At 67.1% G+C, this 18,196-nt stretch carries 13 protein-coding genes; 7 read left to right on the top strand and 6 right to left on the bottom strand.

The window, feature by feature from the left end; all coding sequences use genetic code 11:
- The first annotated feature begins 16 nt into the window (after positions 1 to 16).
- Positions 17 to 340: an ArsR/SmtB family transcription factor gene (locus ACSGC5_RS03805; protein ID WP_434969281.1), complete on the top strand. Its 324-nt coding sequence runs from the start codon at positions 17 to 19 to the stop codon at positions 338 to 340.
- On the opposite strand, the gene ACSGC5_RS03800 is transcribed toward ACSGC5_RS03805, so the two are convergent.
- A complete protein-coding gene (locus ACSGC5_RS03800) occupies positions 259 to 783 on the bottom strand; it encodes an MFS transporter (RefSeq protein ID WP_434969280.1) in 525 nt (174 codons plus the stop codon). The genes ACSGC5_RS03805 and ACSGC5_RS03800 overlap by 82 nt on opposite strands.
- Positions 784 to 1,024: 241 nt before the next feature.
- Between ACSGC5_RS03800 and mobF the strand changes: the two genes are divergently transcribed.
- The 3 genes from mobF (at position 1,025) to ACSGC5_RS03785 (ending at position 8,011) form a co-directional block, all read left to right on the top strand.
- On the top strand, positions 1,025 to 4,570 hold the full coding sequence (gene mobF / locus ACSGC5_RS03795; RefSeq protein WP_434969279.1) for a MobF family relaxase: 3,546 nt from the start codon (positions 1,025 to 1,027) through the stop codon (positions 4,568 to 4,570).
- 149 nt (positions 4,571 to 4,719) lie between these two features.
- The gene (locus tag ACSGC5_RS03790; RefSeq protein WP_434969278.1) at positions 4,720 to 5,103 is read left to right on the top strand and encodes a sulfate permease; all 384 of its coding nucleotides are present in this window, start codon (positions 4,720 to 4,722) and stop codon (positions 5,101 to 5,103) included.
- Positions 5,104 to 5,491: 388 nt separating this feature from the next.
- Positions 5,492 to 8,011: an NACHT domain-containing protein gene (locus tag ACSGC5_RS03785; protein ID WP_434969277.1), complete on the top strand. Its 2,520-nt coding sequence runs from the start codon at positions 5,492 to 5,494 to the stop codon at positions 8,009 to 8,011.
- A 199-nt stretch (positions 8,012 to 8,210) separates the two neighbouring features.
- Here the strand turns inward: ACSGC5_RS03785 and glnA are convergent, their stop codons facing one another.
- Entirely contained in the window at positions 8,211 to 9,635 is a 1,425-nt protein-coding gene (gene glnA / locus ACSGC5_RS03780) for a type I glutamate--ammonia ligase (RefSeq protein WP_434969276.1), read from the bottom strand.
- A gap of 127 nt (positions 9,636 to 9,762) precedes the next feature.
- On the opposite strand from glnA, the gene ACSGC5_RS03775 reads away from it, so the two are divergent.
- Positions 9,763 to 10,158, top strand: a complete 396-nt coding sequence (locus ACSGC5_RS03775) for an RDD family protein (RefSeq protein ID WP_434969275.1) — start codon at positions 9,763 to 9,765, stop codon at positions 10,156 to 10,158.
- 25 nt (positions 10,159 to 10,183) lie between these two features.
- On the opposite strand, the gene ACSGC5_RS03770 is transcribed toward ACSGC5_RS03775, so the two are convergent.
- Complete coding sequence (locus ACSGC5_RS03770; protein ID WP_434969274.1) at positions 10,184 to 10,894, bottom strand: DUF4191 domain-containing protein; 711 nt, start codon at positions 10,892 to 10,894, stop codon at positions 10,184 to 10,186.
- A gap of 158 nt (positions 10,895 to 11,052) precedes the next feature.
- Between ACSGC5_RS03770 and ACSGC5_RS03765 the strand changes: the two genes are divergently transcribed.
- Positions 11,053 to 12,411: a hypothetical protein gene (locus tag ACSGC5_RS03765; protein WP_434969273.1), complete on the top strand. Its 1,359-nt coding sequence runs from the start codon at positions 11,053 to 11,055 to the stop codon at positions 12,409 to 12,411.
- 35 nt (positions 12,412 to 12,446) lie between these two features.
- Here ACSGC5_RS03765 and sucB read toward each other — a convergent pair whose 3' ends face one another.
- The 3 genes from sucB to ACSGC5_RS03750 all read right to left on the bottom strand — a co-directional run bounded on the left by sucB (position 12,447) and on the right by ACSGC5_RS03750 (position 17,079).
- Positions 12,447 to 14,162, bottom strand: a complete 1,716-nt coding sequence (sucB, locus tag ACSGC5_RS03760; protein ID WP_434969272.1) for a 2-oxoglutarate dehydrogenase, E2 component, dihydrolipoamide succinyltransferase — start codon at positions 14,160 to 14,162, stop codon at positions 12,447 to 12,449.
- Between the two features lie 62 nt (positions 14,163 to 14,224).
- The gene (lpdA, locus tag ACSGC5_RS03755) at positions 14,225 to 15,598 is read right to left on the bottom strand and encodes a dihydrolipoyl dehydrogenase (protein ID WP_434969271.1); all 1,374 of its coding nucleotides are present in this window, start codon (positions 15,596 to 15,598) and stop codon (positions 14,225 to 14,227) included.
- Positions 15,595 to 17,079 (bottom strand): leucyl aminopeptidase, encoded by a 1,485-nt coding sequence (locus tag ACSGC5_RS03750; RefSeq protein ID WP_434969270.1) that lies wholly within the window; start codon positions 17,077 to 17,079, stop codon positions 15,595 to 15,597. Before ACSGC5_RS03750 ends, lpdA begins: the two co-directional genes overlap by 4 nt.
- 83 nt (positions 17,080 to 17,162) lie before the next feature.
- On the opposite strand from ACSGC5_RS03750, the gene ACSGC5_RS03745 reads away from it, so the two are divergent.
- Positions 17,163 to 18,080 (top strand): proteasome assembly chaperone family protein, encoded by a 918-nt coding sequence (locus ACSGC5_RS03745; protein WP_434969269.1) that lies wholly within the window; start codon positions 17,163 to 17,165, stop codon positions 18,078 to 18,080.
- Positions 18,081 to 18,196: the final 116 nt, after the last annotated feature.

Here is an 18,196-nt window from a genome sequence, read left to right as displayed (position 1 = left end):
GGGCACAATGATGACCGTGAGCCAGAAGCAGGAATCGGAGCCGCTGTCGGTTGCGGATGCGGAGCAGTTGGCGGAGATCATGCAGGGACTGGCGTCGCCGGTGCGCCTGCGCATCCTGAGTGTGCTCCGAGAGCGGCCGAGCACCGTCACCGAACTCAGCGTGCGACTCGCCGTCGGCCAGACAACTGTGTCGAACCACCTACGGCTGCTGCGGCACCTCGACCTGGTCACCGGCGACCGCGACGGCCGCCACATCCACTACACGCTTTTCGATGACCACGTGACCGAACTCCTCGACGAAGCCATCGGACACCTCGAGCACCTGCCACGCGGAACGTGACGATCTGGGCGTCTAGCCAGAGGCGACGTGATCGCTGCGGCGTGCAGCCCTGAGATCATGGCCAGGGCGACTGCGGCAACAGCGCCAGTCACTCCCACACCAGCAGGAGTGGCCGCAGCAAAGGTGAGGCTGATCGCCCCCGCCCAACCCGCGATCGGGTAAGTAATGAGGAACAAGGCGTGCGAGAGTGCGAACTGCGCGGTGTAAGCGAGGTTGCGGTTTTGCGGCGTGGACGCGTCAGCGAGCAGTCGCGACGACGGGGTGTTCACGAGCGACGTCGCTGCTCCGTGCACTGCCCAGAGAATCAGCAGCGCGATCCACCCGGCTCCCGTCGTCACCGGGACGACAGTCACGACGAGGGCGCCTGCCAGGCTGACGGCGATGACGACGACGCCGGCGATCATCGTGCGGATCACGCCAATCCGCTCGACGATGCTTGGCATGGTGAGCGCCACGAGCAGCGATCCGACGCCGTAGCAGGCGACGCCAGCGCGAGCGCCGTGTCGCCGAGCTCGAAAATACTGCGGGCGTGCACCACCGAGTTGACCAGCACGATGGCCGTGCCGGCCGCGACCACGACCTCGGGCGCTCTCCAGAGACCAGTACACGTCTGGCACATCGAGGCTGACCCCGCCTGACGGCGGGCTCAGTGGCTCACCTCTTTGACGAGAGAGGCGGTGCCGGGTGTCGGTTTCGATGCGGGTCATGGGTGCGGGGGACGGCTACAAGTACCTGCTGCGCACCGTGGCATCCGCCGACGGCGAGCGGGCGCTCTCGACACCGCTGACCCACTACTACGCCGAGGCGGGCACTCCAACCGGCCGCTGGATGGGCGGCGGCCTTGCCGCGCTCGGGAACGGCGAGATCCACGAAGGTGCGCAGGTGTCCGAGGCGCAGCTCCAGCTCCTGCTGGGCATGGGCCTTGACCCGGTGACGGGCGATCCGCTGGGGAAGGCGTACCCGGTGTTCCCGGCCGTTGAGGATCGGATCGCCACGCGGCTCTCCTGGCTCGATCCGGCGCTGGGCGCGGCGGAGCGCGCCGAGGCAGTCGCGGTGATCGAGGCGGAGGAATCGGCGCGCAGGTCGCGGCGGGCGGTCGCGGGGTTTGACTTCACGTTCTCACTGCCGAAGTCCGCGTCGGTGGTGTGGGGTCTTGCGGACGCAGCGACTCAGGCGCAGATCGCAGGGGCGCACCATGCGGCCGTTGCAGAGGTCGTTGCGTTCATGGAGCGGGCGGTTGCGGCGACGCGCTCGGGCGCAACCACCCGCGACGGCGCGGTTGCGCAGGTCGAAGTGACGGGGCTGATCGCCACGGCGTTCGATCATTTCGATTCGCGGGCGGGCGATCCGCAGTTGCACACGCATGTAGTGATGAGCAACAAGGTGCGCACCGTGTTCGACGGCAAGTGGCGGTCGCTGGACAGCCGGCCGCTGCACGCGGCGACCGTGGCGCTGAGCGAGCTGCACAACGCGGTCTTCGCCGACCACCTCAGTCGCGCGCTCGGCGTCGGCTGGGAGCAGCGGGAGCGGGGAGCCGACCGCAACCCGGTGTGGGCGGTCGCCACGGTGCCGGAGGAACTGGTCGCGGAGTTCTCGTCCCGGTCCCGGCACATCGACATCGAGAAGGACCGACTGATCGCCGAGTACGAGATGGCGCACGGGCACGCGCCGTCGCGGGAGACGATCATCCGGCTTCGACAGCAGGCGACGCTGGCAACCCGGCCCGACAAGGAAGTCCACCCGCTCGCCGACCTCGCCCAGGAGTGGCGCACCCGCGCGAGCCGACTGCTGGGCCGGGACGCAACCGAATGGACGCGAGAAGCCGTCGCGGTCGAGCCCGCGAAGCTCCTGCGCGCGGAGGATGTGCCGCTGGAGCGGATCGCAAGGCTCGGCGCGTCGGTGGTCGCCGCGGTTGCCGAGAAGCGCACGACGTGGAATCTTTGGAACCTCTACGCCGAGGCAGCACGGCAGACGATGGGCTGGCGCTTCACCGGCACGGAGGACCGCGAGGCGATCACTGGCATGATCGTCGATGCCGCAGAGCAGGCGTCCATCCGGCTCACCCCGCCCGAGCTTGCCTCCAGTCCGGCCGCGTTCCAGCGCGCGGACGGGACGAGCGTGTTCCGGCCTCGCAACGCCGCCCGCTATAGCGGTGCCGCGGTGCTCGCTGCTGAGGATCGGCTGCTTGCACGTTCCCGCGAGCAGGTTGCACCGCGCCTGGCCGACGCAACCATCGCGCACGCGCTGCAACCTCACGGTGGGCGCGCGCTCGGGGACGACCAGCGCACCGCACTCGCAGCGATTGCGTCGTCTGGCCGGATGCTCGACCTGCTCGTCGGCCCCGCGGGGGCGGGCAAGACCACCGCGCTGCGCGCATTGCGGCGCGCGTGGGAGGCCGAGCGCGGGCTCGGCTCAGTCGTCGGCCTGGCACCGTCCGCGGTCGCGGCCGAAGTGCTGGCCGGTGACCTCGGCATCCCGACGGAGAACACCGCGAAGTGGTGGCAGACCTACCGCGACCACGGGACCGGGTTTACCGCTGGGCAGCTCCTGATCGTGGACGAGGCATCCCTTGCCGGGACGCTCGCGCTCGACCGGCTCGTGCGCATCGCGGCCGACGCCGGAGCGAAGGTGCTGCTCGTAGGCGACCCCGCGCAACTCCAGTCCGTCGACGCCGGGGGAGCGTTCGGGATGCTCGTCGCCGACCGCGCCGATGTGCCCGAGCTGACGGACGTGCGCCGCATCGCCGCAGCCTGGGAAAAGGAAGCCACCCTCGAACTGCGCCACGGGCGCATCGAAGCCATCGACACCTACCAGGCCCACGGGCGCATCCACGCAGGGGAGGCCGAGCGCATGGCTGATGCCGCCTACGCTGCGTGGCAACGCGACCGCGCCGCTGGACTGGCAAGCATCCTCATCGCCGAGTCGAGTGCGATGGTCACCACCCTGAACCAGCGCGCCCGCGCCGATCTCGTCCTCGCCGGGCAGGTCGACGCGCGCGCCGAGGTGCGGCTGCATGACGATACCGAGGCATCCGTCGGGGACGCGATCATCACCCGCCGCAATGACCGCGAGCTGCGCATCGGCCGCGGCTGGGTGCGCAACGGCAGTCGATGGACGATCACCGCCATTGGCGCCGACGGATCGCTACGGGTACGTCTCGCCGGACGGCGCTGGGGCGCGACCGTGCGCCTCCCCGCTGAGTACGTCGCTGAGCACGTCGAACTCGGCTACGCGGTCACCGCGTATAGGGCGCAAGGGGTTACCGTCGATACCGGGCACACGCTCGTCGAACCCGGCGCGACGCGCCAGAACTTCTACGTCGCCATGACCCGCGGAAGGGTCGGGAACACCGCCTACGTCTCGATCAACCGTCCCGACGACGACCACATCCACCCTCCCACTCAGGACACCGCCGCAGTCGCGGCCCGCAAGGTGCTCGCCGGGGTACTCCAGCACGTTGGAGCGGAACTCTCCGCCCGTCAGATGATCGCCGCCGAGCAGGACGCCTGGTGCTCGGTTGGCCAGCTCGCCGCCGAGTACGAGACCATCGCCGCCGCCGCACAGCAACCACGTTGGGAAGCCCTCGTGCGCGCCACCCGACTCACCGCGGCCGAAGCCGACGCCGCCATTGGATCGACCGCGTTCGGTGTGCTCGGTGCCGAGCTGCGCCGCGCCGAGGCGGACGGGTACGACACGGAGCGCCTGCTTCGCGCGCTCGTCGCTTCGCGCCCGCTCGATGACGCGGGCGACGTGGCCGCGGTGCTCCACGAACGGGTGATCCGTGCCCTCGGCCGAGCGGACGGTGCCGGGCGCGTGCGCCAGGCCGCCCTACCTATCGCCGGACTCATCACCCCGGCTCTCGGCACGATGGACGACGACATGCGCGCCGCGCTCCGCGAACGCGCCGTACTCATCGAGCAGCGCGCCGATGCACTCGTCGCCGAAGCGGTTGGGGCATCCGAGGCATGGGCCGCGGAACTCGGCCCAAAGCCCGCCGATCCGCAACTTGCCGCGATTTGGCGACGCGAGGGGCGCACCGTCGCGGCCTACCGCGACACCTACGGCATCACCGAGACCAGCGCGCTCGGACTCATCGGCGACGACGCCCGGCAGCGCACAGACGCCGCGCGAGCACGCGCCGCGATCCTGCGCGCACAACAGCTCGCGGCACGCGCAGCAGAACCGGAGTCCACGGTCAGCGCAGTCGGGGTATCCGCGCCACGCCTGTAGTGCCCTTCCGTGTGTCCGAGGTCGGGCGTACCCTGGGTGTCGAGGTAGTAGCCACGATTTCTAGGTCGCTTGCGACGGTCCCCTCGGGACGCTCACCACATGATCTACCTCCTCGGCGGAGCTACGCACCCTCTCAGGAGGCGGACATCATGCTCCGACTGCTCTGGAATCTCAGCATCCGGGTTCGGCTGTTCCTGCGGACGTACATGCCGACGAACATCCTGCTCAACGCGGTGCGGACGCGCCGCGGACTGAAGTGGGGCGTGCCCGCCATGCTCATCGCCGCGCCGTACCTGCTCGGCGCGTGGCTCCTGACCGTCTGGATCGCCGACGGCGGGCCGGGCTGGCTGAACCTGCTCGTGCTGCTCTTCATCTGGAACGCGCTGAAGTTCCTCGTCAACGGGCCGATTACGCTCGTCGTCCTGATCCGGGCGCGCGTCGCCGAACGGCGTGACCGTCGACTCGCCGAGCGTGAGTCGGCGGGGTACGCAATCAGCGAGGACGCCCCGCTGCTCACCTCGTCGCGCGCCTGACGAGCACACGACAGGGTGCCCTCTGCTCGTCTGAGGTGACAGGGAGTTCGACAAGCCCGCGCGCCAAGGATCGTTGTCCTTGCAAGGTGCGAAGATCGGAAGACGGCAACTTTGCAGGGGGCTCTCACCTATGGCGCAGGACTATCCGCTCGAGGAGTTGAGTCCCCGTGCCTTCGAGCAACTCACCGTGGCGCTCGTGCTGAAGGTGCTGGGTAACGGCGTAGAGGCATTCGGTTCAGGCCCCGACGGAGGGCGAGAAGCGACCTACAGAGGCCAAGTCAACTGGTCCGCGACGGCCGGGTTCGGTGCCGAGTCGTGGGACGGATACGTCGTGATCCAGGCGAAACAGAAGGAGACGCTGGGGACTCCTGCGCAGAATGCCGCGTGGTTGCGCAAGGAGATCTCGGACGAGTTCGACGCATGGATGAGCGACGACAGCCGGCGGGGGCAGCTGCCGCAGTATGTCGTCTTCGTCACGAACGCCCGCCTAAGTAGCGTTTCCGGGACCGGCGGCATCGACCAGATCAACTCGTTCATCTCGCAACGTATCGCAGACTCGAGGATCGGCAGCGACGGCAAACCCGACTCACTTCGCGCGCGTGGGATGAGGGCCGGGAAGGTCTGGCATCGTGACCAGCTCAATGGATTGCTCACCGCATTCGACGGAGTTCGAACCGCCTTCAAGGGACTGCTGACGGTCGGCGATATTCTTGCCCGGCTCAACTCGCTGAATGGTCTGCTGACGCCTGACGAGTTTGAGCCTGTCCTCAAAGCTCATGCGCTGAACACGATCGGTACTGAACGTTGGGTCAACTTCAGAGAGGCGGGCGGGACGAGTCGGCAGTCAGTCGAGCAGGTCTTCATCGATCTGAAAGCCGAAGGCACAGAGGACTCGGACGCGTCGCTGCTCAAGGAGGTGATCCTGCACGCTGAGTCCGTTCTCAAGCCGTCATTCGCACATGATGCCAGGCACCTCGTGATAACGGGTCAGCCAGGGAGCGGGAAGAGCACCATCACGCTGTTCCTCACCCAGATGTATCGAGTGGCATTCTTATCCGACGAATTGCTGACGCCGACTGCGGCTGACGTGCGTGACGGTACTGCCGACGCACTCCGACGTGTTCAGGTCGAGTCACCTCGGAACCATCGTTGGCCTATTCGCGTGAACCTTGCCGAGTATGCGGACGCTATCGGGCCTAGTGGTGACAAGAGTCTGTTGCGTTGGCTCAGCGAGCGGGTCGCTGCCCGTGCTGAGATCGAGATCAAGCCGCACACGCTTCGGCGATGGATGGTGAACTGGCCGAGTCTCGTCATCTTGGATGGCCTGGATGAAGTGACAGCGCCTGAAGTCCGTCCTCGCGTGCTCGATGAGATTCGAGCTTTCGTGGAGGACGCCGATCAAGGCGATGCGGACCTCCTTGTCATCATCACGACACGTCCCACCAGCGATGACGAGCAGATCATGCCTGAGAGGTTCCGGCAGTTGAGCTTGCGGTACCTCGATGCCGATACCGCGCTCTCATACGGCCGTCATGTCACGACGAGGCGACTTGCGGATGACCTGGATCGGCGAGACCAAGTCATCTCGCGATTTGAACGCCACGCCGCGGACGCAACGATGCTGCGATTGATGAAGACGCCGCTCCAGGTGCTCATCATGACGCTCATCTTGGAGCGGTTCGGCGTACTTCCCGCTGACCGATACCAACTGTTCTGGCGCTACTTCGAGACGATCTACGAGCGCGAGTCCGCAAAGACAACCACACTCGCCCCTCTGCTCGCAGAGCAGCGACGAGCAATCACCGAGTTGCACGAGACTGTCGGACTTGCGCTCCAGGTGCACGCCGAAACCGCGACCGATTCGCGGGCCATCATGAGCAAGCCTGAGCTGCGCGGGCTCGCTATGCAGCGACTCGTCGAGGTCGGCTACCAGCCGGGCGAAGGGATCGAACGCATCGCTGATCGGATCGTGCAGGCCGCGACAGAGCGCCTTGTTCTCTTGGTCCCTGCGGAGGACGATGGTGTGTCATTCGAGATCCGTAGCCTCCAGGAAGTCATGGCTGCACGCGCGTTGAGCAGCGGCACCGACGAGCAGGTGCGTGTGCGCATGATGGCCATTGCATCGAGCCCGCATTGGCGGAACACTTTCGTGTTCATCGCCGGCCGATTGTTCGCAGAGGGACCAGACCATCGCCGTGATCTCGTGGCCGAGGTCGTCGAGCGAGTCGACCAGCGAGAGGGCTGGCCGGGGTGGCTCTGTTCTGTCGGCCCGGAAGTCGCTGCTTTCCTGCTCGATGATGGTCTCGCCGCCACTACCCCGCGGTGGCAGCGCAGGCTCATCGACGTCGCGCTGCGCTGCCTTACCGGGACCGTCCCAATCGATGACCGTGCGCTAGCAGTTGGGCTCTCCGCGGCGGGATCAGCAAGCAAGAACGACCTCATGTACATCCGCAACGCCCTGAAAACCGCGCTTGCGGGAACTCCCGCCGCACGACATGTGGCGCAGAGCCTGATCCGGCAAGCGGCGTTTGGTGGAGCCATCCCCGACACCCATGCTGCAAAGCAGCCTGTTGCTCCCGGTGAGCCGTTGCTCGTCGCCGACCTCATCGCGCCCCACTCAGGAGAGTTGGGCGTCTCGGCTGAAGTGCAGGGTGTGCTCGACGGGATTCTTGAAGAGCTTCGCGCTAACGCACTGACGGATGCCTCGGCGCGAAACCTCCAATCGCGCAGCGCGCTCGCGTCGATTTCGTTGCCGCTCACCTTGCAGGGGCTTCTCAATACTGAAGTCGGGCTCGCGCTGGAGCTGATGTTCGGCGCGTTGCCACCGGAACGATGGGCTGCGGCGCCAGCGGTCAGCTATGCCGTCGCGTCTGAACTCACCCGGGCTCCTGTCGGTGGACTGCTGTAGTAGCGACCCGTTGAGTCAGCGCGCTGTTCGGGTGCGCAGAAGCGGGCACACACGCTGTCCGAAAACCTGTCCGTTTACTACCCGTAGCCGTCCGTAAACGTCCAGAGATAGACTGAGCCCCAGACGGCAACTGCCGCCTGGGGCTCAGTAAATTGCTGGTCTCAAGAACCGGAAGTGTGGCTCTGAGGGCCTCCCGGAATCAGACCCCGAAGTACAGCTCGTACTCGAAGGGGTGAGGACGGGCGTTGATCGGCTGGATCTCGTTCTCGAACTTGTACTCGATCCAGGTCTCGATGAGTTCGGGCGTGAACACGTTGCCCCGCAGCAGGAACTCGTGGTCGGCGCGCAGGGCCTCAAGCGAGTCCAGCAGCGAGTTCGGCACCTGAGGGATGAGCTTCGCCTCCTCGGGAGGAAGCTCGTAGAGGTCCTTGTCGACGGGCTCGTGCGGCTCGATGCGGTTCAGGATGCCGTCGATACCGGCCATGAGCTGCGCAGCGAACGCGAGGTAGGGGTTTCCTGACGAGTCGGGAGCACGGAACTCGAGACGCTTGGCCTTCGGGTTCGACCCCGTGATCGGGATGCGGACCGCCGCCGAACGGTTACCGGCCGAGTAGACCAGGTTGACCGGTGCCTCGTAGCCCTTCACCAGACGCTTGTAAGAGTTCAGCGTCGGGTTGGTGAATGCCAGAACCGACGGCGCGTGTGCCAGCAGACCGCCGATGTACCAGCGGGCGGTGTCGGAGAGCTGAGCGTAGCCGGCCTCGTCGTAGAACAGCGGCTTGCCCTCGAGCCAGAGGGACTGGTGGGTGTGCATACCCGAGCCGTTGTCACCGAACAGGGGCTTCGGCATGAAGGTCGCGACCTTCCCCCACTGCTCAGCGACATTCTTGACGATGTACTTGAACTTCAAGATGTCGTCGGCCGCGTGGACCATCGTGTCGAACTTGTAGTTGATCTCCTGCTGACCGCCGGTGCCGACCTCGTGGTGGGCGCGCTCGAGCTGGAGGCCCGCCTCGATGAGCTTCAGCGAGATGTCATCGCGGAGGTCGGCCGTCTTGTCGACGGGGGAGACCGGGAAGTATCCGCCCTTGTAGGGAGTCTTGTTGCCGAGGTTGCCGCCCTCTTCTTCGCGGCCGGTGTTCCAGGCGCCTTCGGACGAGTCCACCGAGTAGAAGCTCGAGTTCTGCGTCACCTCATAGCGCACGTCGTCGAAGATGTAGAACTCCGCCTCGGGCGCGAAGTAGGCGGTGTCGGCGATGCCGGTGGAGGCGAGGAACTTCTCCGCCTTCTTCGCGACCTGGCGCGGGTCCTTGTGGTAGATCTCGCCCGTGCGAGGGTTGTAGATGTCGAAGACCATGATGAGCGTCTTCGCCTCACGGAACGGGTCGAGGTACGCCGTCGTCACGTCCGGAATCAGCTGCATGTCCGACTCGTGGATGTTCGCGAACCCCCGGATCGAGGAGCCGTCGAACAACTGGCCGACGGTGAAGAAGTCCTCGTCGACGGTGGATGCCGGAATGTTGAAGTGCTGCTGCACACCGGGGAGGTCCGTGAAACGGATGTCGAGGAACTTGACGTCCTCGTCCTTGATGAACTTCAGCACCTCGGATGAATCTTTGAACATGAAGACTCCAGAGGTAGGGCGTGGTGATACCCGTGTCGGGTTTCCCAGAACGCTAGTGGGTGGGGATTGCCCTGCCGTGTCCCTATTGTTTCGAGCATGTTACGAGGGCCCCGGATAGGCTCATGCAGTGACGTCAGATTCGCAGAGTTATCCCGGCGAGCGGCTCGGCGTGCCCGAGTCTGGTCCGGGGTCGATCGGGCGCCTCGGCCGTCGGGTCGGTGCCCTCTTCGTCGATTACGGCGCGGCCTACCTCATCTCGGGGTTTTTCGCGTGGGATCCGCTGGCGATCCTCGCCATCTTCGCGTTGATCCAGATCGCGTTTCTCCCGACACTGCAGGGCAGCCCGGGTCATCGCATCTTCGGTCTGACCCTCCAGCGCGTCGGAGGCGGCTGGGTGGGTGTGTGGCGGCCCATCATCCGTACGCTTCTGCTGATCATCGTCATCCCCGCCGTCATCTGGGATGCCGACCAACGGGGACTGCACGACAAGGCGGCGGGAACCGTTCTGCTCCGCAGCCGCTGAGAGCCAGCGAAGCGACCGGGCGGGTTCAGCGAGGGCGCGGTGCCCGAACCTTCGTGGGGTCGATACCCTTCGGAATCGGCAGCGAGGTGAGCGACTGGGACACCGAGTCGACACGCTTGATGACTGCGGCCATCGTGGCGCGGTCGATCTTCTTGGGAAGCTTCTTGATCGTCGTCGCGAGCTTCGAGATGGGCACCTCGTCCTCTCCGTGCCCAACGTAGAGCACGGTCAGCGGGACGCCCGACGCGACTCGAGCCACCTTCTGGCGCTCGTCGTTGACCAGGCGGGTCAGGCGACCCCGTGCGCCCTCGCCGATGATCACGACGCCGCCTCGGCCGATGACGCGGTAGACCGCTTCCTGGGTCTTCGGGTTCACGCCCACGGGGGTCTCGTTTGCCTGCCAAGCGCGTCCGAGCGACGTGGAGATGACATGTCCCGTGGCACCGGGAACACCATCGATCCGCTTGTACATGGCACGTGTCGAGAGTCGGGTGGTGAGCGTGAGGCCCATCAGGATGCCGAAGAGCAGACCCGTGACACCCCAGAGGATGACACTCCAGACAGCCACCGGCGGGATCAAGAATCCGAGACCGACACCCAGCGCTGTGCCGGCGAGTACGACGCCGACGAGCATCCAGGGAAGACCGCGGTAGGTCTGCTGCGTGAACGTGTAGAGGGTTCGGAGCTGGGAGAAGAATCCCGGTCTCCGGCTCGAGGAGGACGCGCGTGCTGCCATCCCTCCAGACTACCCGGGCGCGACGGTCGTCACTGGTCGACGGCCGGCGGGTAGGCGCAGAACCCTCAGCGTTCCTCCCCAGCACGCGTGGTTCTGTCCTTGTCCGCATCCGCGCTGCCGGCGCCGCGTAGCCCCTCGCCCCCGACCAGGCTGAACACATGAGCGAGACAACGCCCGCGTGGACCGAGGATCCTCTCCTGATCGCGTTCACACCGCTGCGGCGCGTGACTGTCCGCGAGTCGCCGTACGCGGGGACGCTCGTTCGCAGCCCGACCGGCGTTCATCTGCTCGTTGACCCGGATCAGATACCCGTCGGGGAGCTGTTCTGGACCCCTCGGGAGGACACCCATGTGCTTCGGGCGATCGACGCCGTGCACATGGGGGCCTCAGGCTCGGATGCGGCGACCGGAGCGCTGGTCGAAGCCTGTCGGGAGCCCCTCGAGGTGTACATCGACGCGAGGGAGGCCGCGCGTGCGCCGCTGACGCCTGCCGAGTGCGCCACCATCATGATCAGTCTTCTGCGGGGAGTATCTGAGCTGCGCACCGCCGGGGGTCACGAAGCGTGCGGCGCCTGGTGGCTGTCGTCGACCGCCCGACCCGTCTTCGCGATCCTCCCCGGTGGAGAACGGGCGGATGCGGGTGCGTGCCGCATCCTGCGTCGCCTCCGCGTCGATGATGCTCACGGCGGCGCCGCACTGGAGGCGATCATCGCACTCGTGCTCGCGGACGATGCACGCAGCGGCGGGATCGACGCCTGTGAACGTGCCGTCTTCGAGTGGGCCGAGCCCGGGCCGTTGCGTCCCTGCTCTGATGCGGACGCGCCGATGCGGCTCCCACCCTCCGCGGGCGCGGCGGATGGTGATGCCGCGTGGCGATCCTCACCGGTCGCATCGCGGGACATCGAGCCGGGGGCCTTCGATCGTCTCGTGCGCGGCGGGGATGGCGGCTGGCAGGAAACACTCTCCGACGTGGCCGCGTCAGCGCGCGGCGCACTGCGCGCATTGCGCCGGACACCGGTGACCAATCGCCCACGGCGCCGTGGGCGAATCCTGGCCGCGGCGGCAGTCGTCGGGGCGGTGCTCGCGGGAGCGTTCACGGTCTTCGTCCCCGGATCGGAGAGTCCGCTGGAGGAGGTCGCGGTCGCCGACCCACGCGGCACAGCGAGCCCGGACGCGTCGCTGGCGAGCGCTCCGGACAGCGCCGGCGAACAGGCGGAAGCGGCCGCGACGGATCTGCCGCGCGTCACCGCGCAGATGCTGGATGCCGTGACCACGTGTGGGGGCGATGCCGCCTGCATCCAGACGATTGCCGAGCGTGCGGATCTGACCGTCTCGGCGGGAGCCGCTACGGCGCCCGCCATCGAGCGTTCACTGCACCTCGTCGATGAATACGGCGATGTCGCCGTGATCCGCGCGGAGGCTGACGGCTACGCGCCGCAACTGATCGTCGTGGCCCGACATGATGACAGATGGCTGCTGCGGGAGGTACTCGACCTCGCGCAGCAGCCATCGTCGTAGTCGCACGACGCGACCCTGAACTACTCCGTCAGTTGTCAGATCCCCAGGTCGCCAGTGAAGTCCGCTTCTTCCAGACGCGACTTCACCGCGCCGAGGAAGCGTGCCGCATCGGCGCCGTCGATGATCCGGTGGTCGTAGGACAGCGCGAGATAGACGTACGAGCGCACCGAGATCGCATCCTTGCCGTCGACCTGGACGACACCGGGTCGCTTGACGACGGTTCCCGTGCCCAGGATCGCCGACTGCGGCAGGAAGACGACAGGCGTGTCAAAGAGCGCGCCGCGTGAGCCTGTGTTGGTAAGGGTGAACGTTCCTCCCGCGAGCTCGTCAGGCTTGAGCTTGTTCTCGCGGGTGCGCGCGGCCAGGTCGGCGATCTCGTGTGCGATCTGCGCGAGGTTCTTCGTCGCGGCATCCCGCAGCACCGGAGTGAGAAGCCCTCGTTCGGTGTCCACGGCGATCGAGAGGTTCTCCGTCGCGGGGTACACGATCGATCCCTCGTCCACCGTGGCGTTGATCACGGGGTAGGCCTGGAGAGCCTCCGCGGCGGCAAGCGCGAAGAAGGGCAGGAACGACAGCTTGTCGCCGGTCTTCTTCTGGAAATCGCCCTTGACGGCATCGCGGAACGACGCGAGCTTGGTCACGTCGACCTCGACGACGGTGGTCAGCTGCGCCGTCGACTGCATCGACGCGACCGCGCGCTCCGACAGCACCTTCCGCAGGCGCGACATCGGCTGCGTCGTGCCGCGAAGCTCGGAGACCTCGCGCGCGGCACGGGCAGGGGCCTGCGAGGCGGATGCAGGAGCAGTCGCCGACTCGGCGGCCGCGAGCACGTCCTCCTTCCGGATGCGTCCTCCTACGCCGGAGCCCTTCACCCTCGACAGATCCACACCCTTTTCCTGGGCGAGCTTCCGTACCAGCGGCGTGACGTAGGTCTTGCCCTCACCCTCACCCTCAGTCCCGGCGTCGGCGGCGGCCGCTTCGGTGACCTCGGAAGAGGTCGCCGGCGTCTCGGCCGTGCGGCTGGGTGCGGCGGGCTTCTCCGGCTCCGGCTGGGGCGTGCTCGCCTCGGGGGCGGGCTCGGCCTTCGGTGCGGGGGCCTCGGCGGGGGCCGGCGTCGACGCAGCCGCATCACCGATCCGGGCGAGGGTCGCGCCGACCGCGACGGTCTCGTCCTCCTGCACGAGGATCTCCTGGATGGTCCCGGCGACGGGGGAGGGGATCTCGGTGTCGACCTTGTCGGTCGAGATCTCCAGCAGCGGTTCATCCACCTCGACAGCGTCGCCGACGGACTTGAGCCAGCGGGTCACGGTGCCTTCGGTCACGCTTTCGCCGAGTTCGGGAAGCACGACGTCCTTGCCCTCACCCGAGGGTGCAGCATCCGCAGCCGGTGCCGCGGCGGGCGCGGGCTCTGCTGCGGGCGCAGTGGCCTCTGGCTCCGGAGCCGCAGGCTGCTCAGGCGCCGCCGCTTCCGCGGGCGCCTCCTGCGCAGGGGCATCCGAGGACGGCGCGGACGAACCGTCGCCGATCTTGGCCAGAATCGCCCCGACCTCGACGGTCTCGTCTTCGTCTACGAGAATCTCTTCGATCACGCCCGAGACGGGCGACGGGATCTCGGTGTCGACCTTGTCGGTCGAGATCTCGAGAAGCCCCTCATCGGCCTGAACCGTGTCTCCGACCTTCTTGAGCCAGCGGGTGACCGTTCCCTCGGTGACACTCTCGCCGAGTGCGGGGAGGACCACGGAAGTGCTCATCAGTTTGTCTCCTTCAGCATGCCGATGTCGTTTCCAGCTTAGTGATTCCCGTGGCAGCGTCGTCAGAGCGCGTGCAGCGGTTTGCCCGAGAGCATGAGGAGCGCTTCACCGAGCGCCTCGCTCTGGGTCGGGTGGGCGTGGATGAAGGGCGCAACGTCTTCGGGATGGGCGTCCCACCCGACGAGCAACTGGCCCTCCGTGATCAGCTCGCCGACCCGGTCACCCACCATGTGCACGCCCAGCACAGGGCCGTCGCGGCGGCGCACCACCCTCGCGAACCCGGACGTTCCGAGGATCTCGCTCTTCGCGTTGGCAGCTAGCGGAATCTCGGCGACCTGCACCGCGTCCTTGCCGAATCGTTCGATCGCCGCGGCCACCGTCAGGCCGACGGACGCGACCTCCGGGCTGGAGTAGGCGATGCGGGGAACCGTCGTGTCATCGAGGGGAGCCACCGACTGACCCGCAATGCGCTCTGCCACAGCAATGCCGTGGGCGAACCCACGGTGCGCCAGCTGAGGGCCGCGGACGATGTCCCCGACCGCCCACACATGCGGGGCGGTCGTGCGTAGCTCGGCATCCGTCACCACGAATCCGTCGCTCAGCTCGACGCCGGCATCCTCGAAGCCCAGACCGGACGTGCGAGGCATACGGCCCGCGGCGACGAGCACGACGTCGGCGGTGAGACTCGAGCCGTTCGAAAGGGCCACCGTCACCTCATCGGACCCGGCGATCACCTCGGTGGATGACACCCCGAGTGTCGCTTCGATCCCGCGCTTGCGGTAGGCACGCAGAAGCGCCGCACTACTGGCTTCGTCCTCTGCGGGCAGGAGGCGCGAGAGGGGCTCGACGATCGTGACCTCTGCCCCGAACGACCGCCAAAGGCTGGCGAACTCGACTCCGATCACTCCGCCGCCGAGAATCACGACCGAGTGCGGAACCTCTGCGAGTTCGAGCGCGGTATCACTACTGAGCACTCGCCCTCCCACAGGGACCTGGGGAAGCTCCCGGGATCGGCCCCCGGTCGCGAGGACGATGTCTGATCCGGTGAGAACACGTTCTCCGACACGGACGCGGCGATCGGGCTCGAGACGACCTTCGCCCGGCACTGTCACGACTCCGCGCGAAGAGAGCAGGCTCGTCAGTCCGGCGTGTTTCTTGCTCACGATGCGGCGTCGGTACTCGTGCACGGCAAGCATGTCGACGGACTCGAAGCTCGCCCGCACGCCATGGTGGTCCGCATGCCGAACGACATCCGCGACTTCACCGGCATGCAGGAGCGCCTTGGTGGGGATGCAGCCACGGTGCAGGCAGGTTCCGCCCACCTGGTCACGTTCGACGAGGGCGACCGTGCGACCGAGCTCTCGCGCGCGAAGTGCGGCGGCGTAGCCACCGGATCCGCCGCCGAGAACGACGACGTCGAATGCGTCCTCGCTCATCGCTGCGCCTCGCTGAGCACGAACTCGATGAGACTGCGGGTGGTGGCCGCGGTGGGGCCTTTGTCGGTGAATCCGAACGGGCCTCCTTTGTTCATGCCCACGCCGGCGATGTCGAGATGAACCCACGGGATGCGAGTGCCCGTGCCATCCGCGCTCTCCTGCGTTCCGACGAAGTGGCGCAGGAACAGGCCTGCGAACAGGGATCCGCCGGCGGGATCCCCGACCTTGGCGTTGCGCAGATCAGCGATGGGAGAGTCAAGTTCGTCGACCATGTGGTCGGGCAGCGGCATCTGCCAGGCCAGTTCGTCGACGCGGCCTGCTGCCGCCAGGTATCGAGCCACAGCATCGTCATCGCCCATCACTCCGGCGTGCCGTGTTCCCAGCGCGGTGGTGATCGCGCCCGTGAGCGTTGCCACATCGACGATCAGATCCGGATTCTCGCGACGTGCGGCAACGAGACCGTCAGCGAGGACGAGCCGGCCTTCCGCATCCGTGTTAAGTACTTCCACCGTGGTGCCGTCAGCGATCCTCAGGACATCACCCGGGCGCGTGGCCGTCCCCGAGGGCATGTTCTCGGCAAGGCACAGCCAGGCCGACACCCGCACGGGCGCCCCGAGTGCCGCGACGGCGCGCAGCACGGCCAGAACCGTCGCGGCGCCGCACATGTCGTACTTCATGTCGACCATGCCGGCAGCGGGCTTGAGCGACAGTCCACCGGAGTCGAACGCGATGCCCTTGCCCACGAGCGCGATATGGCGGGTCGCGTTATCCGGGGCATACTCCGCGCGCACGAGCCGCGGCGGCCGCGTCGAGCCTCGGCCGACGCCGAGGATTCCGCCGAATCCGTCGTCGGCGAGGGCGTTTTCGTCCCACACGCGCACCGTCGCGGGCAGGCCCGCCAGGAGCTCTTGTGCCATCGCGGCCATGTCAGCCGGTCCGAGCGCGGCGGCGGGAGTCGTCACCAGATCCTTCACCAGAGCGACGGCCTCGATCGCGGCGCGGACCTGGGCTGCGTCCTCGTCGGTGACCGCATGGGCACTGTGAACGGTGACGCGGGTGGCGCGAGGCTTGGGCTGTTCCTTCTTGAAGCTCGCGAAGCTGTAGCCGCCGAGTCCGGCGCCCTCGGCCGCGGCGAGTGTCGCCTCGAGCGTCGGGTGGAAGGGCGTCGCGACGGCGACGGTAGCGAACCCGGTGAGAGTGCGGCATCCGACACCCACGGCGTTCCGAACCGATGCCGCGTCCCGCTCGGAACCGGATCCGACAACGGCGAGCGGGGCCGTGAACAGCTGAGGGGCAGCGACGCGCGCATAGCTTCCGGTAGAGCCCGTGAAGCCGATCGACTCGAGGGTCTCGCGCAGGCCCGGAAGGGACGCCCAGTCGTCCCCGCTCGTGGCGGAAAGGAGCGGGATGACGATCAACACCGCCTCTGCGTCGTGTTCGGTTACCGGGGCTTCGCTGAATTCGACGACAGGACAGGCCATGACCTCATCCTAGGTCGGGGCCTGTTCGCTATGAGCGGCACGCGACGGGGCAGTCGACGTGAGCGCGCGCCTAGCATGGTGGCATGACTCTGTCGGTACCCGTCTACCACCGCGTCGCCAGCGCTCCGCCGGTGCCCGCCGGTTTGCCGTTGGTGATTGCACTGACCGGTTTCACGGACGCGGGATCCGCGGTGAGCAGGGTGATCTCGTACGTGCGGGAAGAGCTGGAGCCGACGCCGATCGCCGTGTTCGAGAACGACATCCTGCTCGACTACCGCGCCCGTCGCCCCGTGATCTCCTTCGAGCACGACCACCTCACCGACTACCGGCCGCCGCGGCTGGAGCTCTCACTCGTGCACGATTCGCTCGGTCAACCGTTCATCACGCTCACCGGCTATGAGCCGGACTTCGCGTGGGACACCTTTACGGCGGCAGTCCTCGACCTCGCGGCCGAACTCGAGGTCTCGAGCGTGACGTGGGTGCATGCCATTCCGATGCCCGTGCCCCACACCCGCCCGCTGGGAACGACCGTCAGCGGCACGCGGACCGAGCTGACGGCTGCGCACTCGGTGTGGCAGCCCGAAACGCAGGTACCGGCGACCGTAGGGCACCTCGTGGAGTACCGGTTCGCTGAAACGGGCGCGGATGTCGCGGGTTTCGTTCTTCTCGTCCCTCACTACCTCGCAGATACACAGTTCCCCGCAGCGGCGCTGGCTGCACTGGACAGCATCACGATCGCGACGGGCCTCGTCTTCGCCGGTGAAGAGCTGCGCGACGAGAATCGGGAGTACCTCGAGAAGGTTCAGGAGCAGGTGAGCGGCAGCGATGAACTGCAGCGAATGATCGAGTCCCTCGAGGAGCGCTACGACGCATATATGGCCGGCGCGACCAACGCGACGCCGATCATCCACACCGGCGACCTTCCGACGGCGGATGAGATCGCCGCCGAGCTGGAGCGTTACCTGGCAACCCGCCCCGCCGGCGACGACGACAAGGGCTGAACACCGCTCCCGCCACGAGCCGGTCGGTTGCGAGATTCCGGCGTCTGGGAATACGGGGATCAACGCCGCGGTTCTCTTCACAAGACGTTCGCGCAGGCCGGGGGAGTGGGCCGGGG

Source organism: Microbacterium sp. bgisy207 (assembly GCF_965345035.1).
Lineage (GTDB): Bacteria > Actinomycetota > Actinomycetes > Actinomycetales > Microbacteriaceae > Microbacterium.
Note: the sequence above shows the minus strand (reverse complement) of the source record. Positions and strands in the feature narration are given on the sequence as shown.